We start from the raw sequence: 6657 nt of genomic DNA on the forward strand, positions 1-6657 counted from the left end.
TGGACGCGACTCGCCGACTTTGGTCAGCCCGGCATGATCCGCGTCGTCGTACGCCGGCGGTTGGGACCTACACTCATGTGCTCGACCAATGGGCGATCCTTCACAACCAGGCGGTCGTTTTAAACCGTCGCCAAGCCGGGGCCGCCATCGAAGGAGCCCTACGCCATGAAGCCGTCGATCTTCACCGTGTCGCAGTGGATACGCACGGCCATACCCATTTCGGAATGGCGCTGGCCAATCTGGTTGGGTTCGATCTGAAGGCTGGCAGGAATGAGCAAGCGCAAACTCTACCTTCCGCGTGGGCTCGATGTGCCCGCGAGCCTGAAGCCTATCGTCAGCGAGACTGTCTCCACCCGCGCGATCTCCCGGGGTTGGGTCTCCCTTCTTCGCATTGCGGCATCGACCAAGTCCGGATGGTGCTCGGCCACTTTTGTTCTGGATCGTTTTGGTAGTGCTGCGCGCGGCGACGAAGCGTTTCAGGCGGGGGACGCGTTTGGGCGGCTGCTCCTTACCCGCTTCCTGGGCGCCTATCTGGGGAATCCGGCATTCCGCAGAATCAATGACGCCTTGCTCAGTCAGGGGGAGTCCGTTCACACCCTCCAACGTGCGATCTATTCCGGCCCAATCGGCGCGAGGCATGGCCGGACGCCCGAACAGATGGCTGCGATTTCTTCAAGCCTGACATTGCTGACCAACGTCGTCATGACTTGGAACGCAACCCGGATTAGCGAGGTTCGGGCGCAAACGCCGGAAATCTTTCCGGATCACCACCTCCGACACATCGCCCCCAATGCGCACGAGCATATCAACACGAAGGGCGTCATCACGATCAATGTGTCGCCACACCGGGGCAGGCTCCTCTGCGGTGGGCCGCAGGCGACCGAAATACGGAAGGCCGAGTAAAGAATCTTCGCTATGTTGTAATTCAATAATTTACACGAATCCTGAAGCGATGATCCACGTGATTCCAATTAGTTGCTTAGCGGCACTTTTTGCATCACGGTTACGAGAACCCCAGCTAACGCTGCGCCATTCGAAGACTGACCAGGAAGGGGAGGGGCAAGTGATCGCGGTGCCCTCCGGCAAGGTGCTGAGGCCTGTCGAGCGGCTCAAGGCATGGCTGGCTGTGCGGGGAGGCGGTGTGGGTCCGCTGTTTTATCAGATCGACGCGCAGGGGCGGCTGACCGACAAGTCCATGTCGGACCGTTCGATCGCGCGGCTGATCCAGAAATACGCAAAGCTAGTGGGTCTCGATCCGGAGACTGTGGGTGGCCATTCCCTGCGCGCGGGGTTCCTCACCGAGGCCTCTCGTGCGGGCGCGACCATCGCCAAGATGCAGGAAGTGTCGCGGCACAAAAAGGTCGAGGTGCTGCTGGGGTACGTTCGGTCGGCAGAGTTGTTTGACGATCATGCCGGCGAAGGGTTCTTGTAAGATACTGCGCTAGGCCAATGCAGCGTCGGCGGAGCGGTCGGGCGCGTCGCGCTCCACTTTTGCCGCAAGCTGGCCCAGTCGTCGTATGCACGGTGCATATGCAGCTTGGCGTGGGGAGATAGCGGAGGTGATGTGTGGTATCGGGACTCACGGCGAGAGAACGATCGGCGGCGATTGTCCTTGTTATTGCCCTAGCGGGTGCAGGGGGCGCGAAGGCAGCGACCCTATGGGTTACCATGGCTATCTGGTGATGCTCTACCGGGCACGCAGACTGTAGCGCTGGATCCTCCAGCAGTCGTAACGCCGATATGCTGCTGCGCAATCAACTGCGCGATGCGGGCGCCCAAGGCCAGATCGGGCTCGTGGCCAAACCCTCGAAATTGGATCAAGCCAGCGCGATCAATCAGCACCAGCGATGGTGTCCCACGCAAGCCGTAGCGGGTCATAGTGATCGGTGCGCCTTCCGCTTCTTCATGCGCATCGACCCCGACCGGAAAGCCGATCCTGTATTCGTGCAAAAAGGCTTCGAGCAATGTTGGTGTCATGGCCGCATGATGCTCGAACACGGTATGAAGGCCGATGACCGCGATATCGCGACGGTTGAACGTCTGTTCGACACGCTGGAGCTGCGGGAGCCCATTGGCAACGCAACCCGGGCAAAGCATCTGGAATGTGCCGAGGACAATCACGCGCCCGCGCAAATCGTCCAGGGTCAGCGGCTCACTGTTGAACCAGCGTGTAGTTGCCCACGGCAGGGCTTGCTCGGCATTCATGGTTTGCACCCTTTCCAATGGTCATTGGTCGACATTTGCATAGTTGCACCTTCTTGATGGGCGACGGGTCCGGTCACAACCGGACCCGTCAAGTAGAGCCTGCTTGGCTCTGCGTTCTAACGATTGACCCTGCCGGGCAGGCTCAGATCGCCCGATGCCACCTTGAACACATTGGCAACACACAGCAGCGGTGAGTGCGCGCTTTCGTTGACCCGCAGTCCGGCTGTCACACCGTCAAAACCAGCTGTCTGGACGATGGAGATGTTACCGAACGGCACTCTGACTTCGACCGTCTCCTGGGTCAGACTGGGTTGCCAACCGGGGCTGTCGAGCAGGATCGGCGCGCCAGGCCAGGTCATTGGTAGCCGCGGGCTTGTACCTGCGGGAATATCCTGAACTTTGAGACCATTCGCACCGCATGCTTTGTCCGGCCCAAGAACCACCCAGTGCATGTGCCATTCGCCGCCATCATTGGCGAGGTTGCCATCCCTGGTCTCGTCGAACAGCGGGGTATCGTCGAAATCGGGATGGGCGGTGACCGCCAGCGCGAGAATGCCAGCGCCCCGCTCAAAGCCAACCTCATAGGGGTCGATTGTCGTTGGCCAGACGTAGGAGAATACGCTCGATCCTTCGAACCGCCCGGTCGCCTTCGGGCGCGTAACGCCCGCTCGTCCGGAGACGGCCATGTGAAAAATGGCCACATTGCCCTCGGTCCTGATCTTCGCGTGAACGATATCGAACGGCGCCTGTACAGCCGAATCTGCAGCGGGGCGGATCCCGCCGGTATGTTCGTGCGAGGCCGGAACTCTCTCGTTGGCCGGGTTTGCGGGCCGGGCTGGGCCATCGTGAGCTTGCGCCGGTGAGCCAGCCAGAGCCAGGGCGACGGCAACAATGGCAGAGGAACGCATCATTCCTCTCCCTTGACCGCCGCCATCGAGGCGCCAAAGTTGATGTGGAACGCTTGGCCGTCGATGACATAGGCTGGAACCGACTGCACACCGGCAGCTTCCGCTTCCCCGACCCGGTCCGGTGCGGAATTGAAGTCGACGATCTCGACATCGTACCGCGCCGGATCGAGCGCCTGCCCCAATGCTTGTTCGGCGGCAACGCAGACGCCGCAACCGGCGTGATAGAAAATGGCCTTGGATTTCATAATAGGACTCCTATGGATTTGACTCATGATCGAGCCGGTTTGCAGGCGGCCCGCCTGCGGGGCATTGCCGGAGCCACCCGGTAAGCGTGACTCCGGGAAGGTCAGGCTGTCGGCATATATGCGGCCCTGTCGGCACGATATTCGGTGAACTGGTGATCCGGGCAATCAAGCATCAGCCCTGCCGGGCCGATTGCTGCATTCAGGAAACGGCAGTGATGCGGCTTGTCCGGGGTATCGTGCCGGTCCGGTTCGAAGGATTTGCAGGAAAGGCACATCCGCTGGAGGGGAATGTCCCCGCCGCGCTGTAGGGTGGCTACAGCTCGCACCAGCGCGGCAAAGAAGGCCGGTCGATCACGTGGGGAAACTGCCCTGGCGACGGCTTCATGGCCGCTGCCGAGCCGATCAAGAAGCTGGCCTCCCTCGCTGGTGGGATGCAGCCTTGTAGCCCGTCCGTCGTCGGGGTCGGCTCTCCGTTCCAGCAGGCCCTTGTCTACCAGTGATCGAGCCGCGTCGCTCGCTGTCGGTTGGGTAACACCGATCTGGGCCGCGGCATCGGTAATGCGAACACCGTCAGACCGGCTGGCCGCCAGTTCGAGAATTGCAATCTGCGTTGGTGTCAGCCCCGAACTTTCGGCCTGCTCCCACTGCTTCTGACGCGCGACCGCACCAAGCCGTTCAAGCCCGAAGGCAATCTGGAGGACAAGTGCTTCATCATCAATAAGCATAGGCATCCTATGCAAAACACTTCTGATAATGTCAACCTGTTTGTCCGGTTCAGGTTTCGGCGCAGAAATGTATCGTGAACTCAAGAGGGCCGCATAGTTCAAGATGGTGCGGAACGCATGGCGGCACGATCATTTCCACGCCTGCGGTCAGAAGCTCGCTGCCACCTGCCGAATCGTCCCAGACAAACTTGACCGATCCTGCCGTGACGCAAAGGCGCGCCCACGCCCCCGGTTTGAGATCGTGCTTGCCCAGCAATCCCCGGGGAACCGATTGTGCGTCAAACGGACCGATGCTGCGGTAAACCTGCGCATCGTCGGGCAGAGGGCCGCGCGGCGCAACGCGCAAGGGCACGCTCATCGCACGCCCCATGTAATCAGCGCGATGGCAATGGAAAAGATGACGAGTGCAACCGGAATGGCGAGCACCTGACCGACTACAGCGGGCAGGCCCATTGGACCTGTAAGGGTTTGCAGATCCTGCCCGCGCGACAAAGGCGACGGCAACTCCCTGCCTTTGATCGATGCAAGCACTGCGGCAGTCGCGAAGAACATCACCGCGAACAGGACGGAAACGCCGATCGCAAACAGTGCGCGCCCATCCCCCCCGGTGGCGAGCAATATGAATGCGAAGAAAATTGCATAGCAGCCAACCATCGCCGCCCAGATCCATCCGGGTAGCTGGAAGCCGCGCTGAAAACCGCCGACGCGGCTATCCCCCAACAGCGCGCCGAGCGCCACGAAGGCCGCTGCGCTGGACTTCGATGCCGGTCAGCAAGCTGTCGGCAATCGTTCTGGCCTTGTCGGCAACCAGCAATGTGGCCTGCGGGAAAATCTCGATCTCGGCCAGAGTCGCATAGAACAGCGCCAGCCAGCGATCGAAATGCTCTGCTGCAAGCCCTGGTATCGCGATGTGCTTGAGCATGGGGTTCCCGGAAAACTCGCCGCTGTTGTGCAGCACTGACCGCCAGAACCGGTTCATCCTGTCGAGGTGGGCGGGCCAGTCCGCAATTCGTTCGGCAAAGATCGGCCCCAGAATGTCGTCACCCCGGATTGTCGCGTAGAAGCGCTCGACAAACAAGGCGATGTAGCCGTCGTCGATACCGATCGACATGGCCTCGGCCCGCTTGGCTTCGCGGGCATAACGGGCATGGCTTTCCGGTGCGTTGTCATGGGCGTTCGGCGGCATCATCGCGGACTCCTTAAATACGCATATGATATGCGTGTTTAACCAACGTTGCGGGACAATGCAATATTTCATATGCCGATTTGATGCACCTGAGCCTTCAAACCGATTTTGCCTTGCGTATCCTCATGGCCCTGGGAACCTCGGGACAGCAAATGTCGGTCGAGGAAATCTCCCGGCGCTACAATGTTTCGCGCAACCATCTCGCGAAGGTGGCACATCGTTTGCAAACCCTTGGGCTGGTCAAGGCGACGCGCGGCCGCGGCGGTGGCCTGTCGCTTGCGAGGCCGCCTGAAGATATCAACGTGGGCGAAGTTGTCCGCGCCATGGAAAACCTTGGCAATTTTGTCGAATGCATGCAGGCGAGTTCGAACGGCTGCCCGGTCGCGGGGGCATGCGGTTTGCAGGGCGCTTTAACCCGCGCATTGCAAGATTTCTTGCGGCGCCTCGATCAGTATCAACTGGCCGACCTGACACCAAACCGGCAGCGATTTGCGAACCTGCTGGCCGAATCCGGCACCTCGGAGGGCTGACGTCCGGCATTGACATTGTTCGTATCACCCGCTTATTCACGCATTTGATATGCAAGAATAGGAGGGGGCAATGGCAATTCAGGGAATGGTGCTGCTGGTCAGTCTTGTGCTGATGGCGGCCATAGCGTTGATTTTCATTCGCGCCGCGCGCGCCGCCGGGACAGCTGGTGCGTCTCCACCAAGCGAATCGGCCAGGACGCGCCTGATCTGGATGCTGGCGATTGCCGGTATTGTCATTTCGGCCGGATCGCTGGCCCGCTGGCCGCACGTCGTGTCCGGCGACCTCCAGCCCGGTGCGACGGTGAATGTGACCGGCGCGATGTGGTACTGGGAAATTGATCAGCATCGCGTGCCGCTGGGTGTGCCGGTGGTTTTCAACGCCAGCACAACCGACGTGACCCACGGTTTCGGCGTAGTGGACCCGGAAGACCGGCTCTTGTTCCAGGTTCAGGTCATGCCCGGGTACGTCAATCAGGTGCAGCATGTCTTCCGCAAACCCGGCGTCCATCGGGTCATCTGCCTCGAACTCTGCGGAGTAGCTCATCACGCGATGCTGAGCGAATTCACCGTAGCGGCAGCGAATTGACGGGGAGGGAAGTATCATGACCAAAGCAACACATATGCCTCAACCCACGCCTCAAGCGGGCGCAGTCAAATTCACCATGCTGCTGGCGGGCCTTGTCCTGTTGCTGATGATGGTAGTGGGCCTCGTCATGCGCGCAGCGCAAGCCAACATGATCGCGCTCGACCCTGCGCTGTTCTACCAGTTCCTGACCGCCCATGGTGCCGGCATGGTGGGCACCGCCGGGCTGACCGGCGCGGCGATCATGTGGTATTTTGTCGGGCGGCACGTGCATC

General features: G+C 60.6%; 11 protein-coding genes and 1 pseudogene. 5 read left to right on the top strand and 7 right to left on the bottom strand.

Annotated features, from left to right (window positions below):
- A pseudogene (locus tag Q0239_RS02330) lies at nt 1-903 on the top strand (Tn3 family transposase); the annotation flags it as partial.
- 49 nt (nt 904-952) lie between these two features.
- Nucleotides 953-1432, top strand: coding sequence for a tyrosine-type recombinase/integrase (locus tag Q0239_RS02335; protein WP_298597789.1), 480 nt, complete (start codon nt 953-955; stop codon nt 1430-1432).
- A 224-nt stretch (nt 1433-1656) separates the two neighbouring features.
- On the opposite strand, the gene Q0239_RS02340 is transcribed toward Q0239_RS02335, so the two are convergent.
- The 7 genes from Q0239_RS02340 to Q0239_RS02370 all read right to left on the bottom strand — a co-directional run bounded on the left by Q0239_RS02340 (nt 1657) and on the right by Q0239_RS02370 (nt 5272).
- Complete coding sequence (locus Q0239_RS02340) at nt 1657-2205, bottom strand: peroxiredoxin (RefSeq protein WP_298597792.1); 549 nt, start codon at nt 2203-2205, stop codon at nt 1657-1659.
- Nucleotides 2206-2321: 116 nt separating this feature from the next.
- The gene (locus Q0239_RS02345; RefSeq protein WP_298597795.1) at nt 2322-3116 is read right to left on the bottom strand and encodes a hypothetical protein; all 795 of its coding nucleotides are present in this window, start codon (nt 3114-3116) and stop codon (nt 2322-2324) included.
- Nucleotides 3113-3358: a thioredoxin family protein gene (locus Q0239_RS02350; protein ID WP_120218727.1), complete on the bottom strand. Its 246-nt coding sequence runs from the start codon at nt 3356-3358 to the stop codon at nt 3113-3115. The genes Q0239_RS02345 and Q0239_RS02350 overlap by 4 nt, the downstream gene beginning before the upstream one ends.
- 101 nt (nt 3359-3459) lie before the next feature.
- The gene (locus Q0239_RS02355) at nt 3460-4083 is read right to left on the bottom strand and encodes a MarR family transcriptional regulator (RefSeq protein ID WP_298597803.1); all 624 of its coding nucleotides are present in this window, start codon (nt 4081-4083) and stop codon (nt 3460-3462) included.
- A gap of 49 nt (nt 4084-4132) precedes the next feature.
- Nucleotides 4133-4441, bottom strand: a complete 309-nt coding sequence (locus Q0239_RS02360) for a DUF1971 domain-containing protein (protein ID WP_298597805.1) — start codon at nt 4439-4441, stop codon at nt 4133-4135.
- Entirely contained in the window at nt 4438-4821 is a 384-nt protein-coding gene (locus Q0239_RS02365; protein ID WP_298597807.1) for a hypothetical protein, read from the bottom strand. Before Q0239_RS02365 ends, Q0239_RS02360 begins: the two co-directional genes overlap by 4 nt.
- Nucleotides 4793-5272 (bottom strand): group III truncated hemoglobin, encoded by a 480-nt coding sequence (locus tag Q0239_RS02370; RefSeq protein ID WP_367276064.1) that lies wholly within the window; start codon nt 5270-5272, stop codon nt 4793-4795. Before Q0239_RS02370 ends, Q0239_RS02365 begins: the two co-directional genes overlap by 29 nt.
- 80 nt (nt 5273-5352) lie before the next feature.
- On the opposite strand from Q0239_RS02370, the gene Q0239_RS02375 reads away from it, so the two are divergent.
- The 3 genes from Q0239_RS02375 to Q0239_RS02385 form a co-directional block, all read left to right on the top strand.
- Nucleotides 5353-5799 carry an Rrf2 family transcriptional regulator gene (locus Q0239_RS02375; RefSeq protein WP_298597822.1) on the top strand — a complete coding sequence of 149 codons (447 nt, stop codon included), beginning with the start codon at nt 5353-5355 and terminating at the stop codon, nt 5797-5799.
- Nucleotides 5800-5869: 70 nt separating this feature from the next.
- Nucleotides 5870-6385 (top strand): hypothetical protein, encoded by a 516-nt coding sequence (locus tag Q0239_RS02380; RefSeq protein WP_298597811.1) that lies wholly within the window; start codon nt 5870-5872, stop codon nt 6383-6385.
- A 16-nt stretch (nt 6386-6401) separates the two neighbouring features.
- The coding region (locus Q0239_RS02385) for a hypothetical protein (RefSeq protein WP_298597815.1) at nt 6402-6657 on the top strand (256 nt) is incomplete at its 3' end.

Source organism: uncultured Sphingorhabdus sp., from assembly GCF_937872355.1.
Lineage (GTDB): Bacteria > Pseudomonadota > Alphaproteobacteria > Sphingomonadales > Sphingomonadaceae > Sphingorhabdus_B.

Excerpts from the sequence above, each read along its gene's own strand:
- Q0239_RS02335 (WP_298597789.1), top strand. The coding sequence starts at position 953 with ATGATCCACGTGATTCCAATTAGTTGCTTAGCGGCACTTTTTGCATCA.
- Q0239_RS02340 (WP_298597792.1), bottom strand. The coding sequence starts at position 2,205 with ATGAATGCCGAGCAAGCCCTGCCGTGGGCAACTACACGCTGGTTCAAC.
- Q0239_RS02380 (WP_298597811.1), top strand. The coding sequence starts at position 5,870 with ATGGCAATTCAGGGAATGGTGCTGCTGGTCAGTCTTGTGCTGATGGCG.
- Q0239_RS02360 (WP_298597805.1), bottom strand. The coding sequence starts at position 4,441 with ATGAGCGTGCCCTTGCGCGTTGCGCCGCGCGGCCCTCTGCCCGACGAT.
- Q0239_RS02375 (WP_298597822.1), top strand. The coding sequence starts at position 5,353 with ATGCACCTGAGCCTTCAAACCGATTTTGCCTTGCGTATCCTCATGGCC.
- Q0239_RS02370 (WP_367276064.1), bottom strand. The coding sequence starts at position 5,272 with ATGATGCCGCCGAACGCCCATGACAACGCACCGGAAAGCCATGCCCGT.
- Q0239_RS02350 (WP_120218727.1), bottom strand. The coding sequence starts at position 3,358 with ATGAAATCCAAGGCCATTTTCTATCACGCCGGTTGCGGCGTCTGCGTT.
- Q0239_RS02355 (WP_298597803.1), bottom strand. The coding sequence starts at position 4,083 with ATGCTTATTGATGATGAAGCACTTGTCCTCCAGATTGCCTTCGGGCTT.
- Q0239_RS02345 (WP_298597795.1), bottom strand. The coding sequence starts at position 3,116 with ATGATGCGTTCCTCTGCCATTGTTGCCGTCGCCCTGGCTCTGGCTGGC.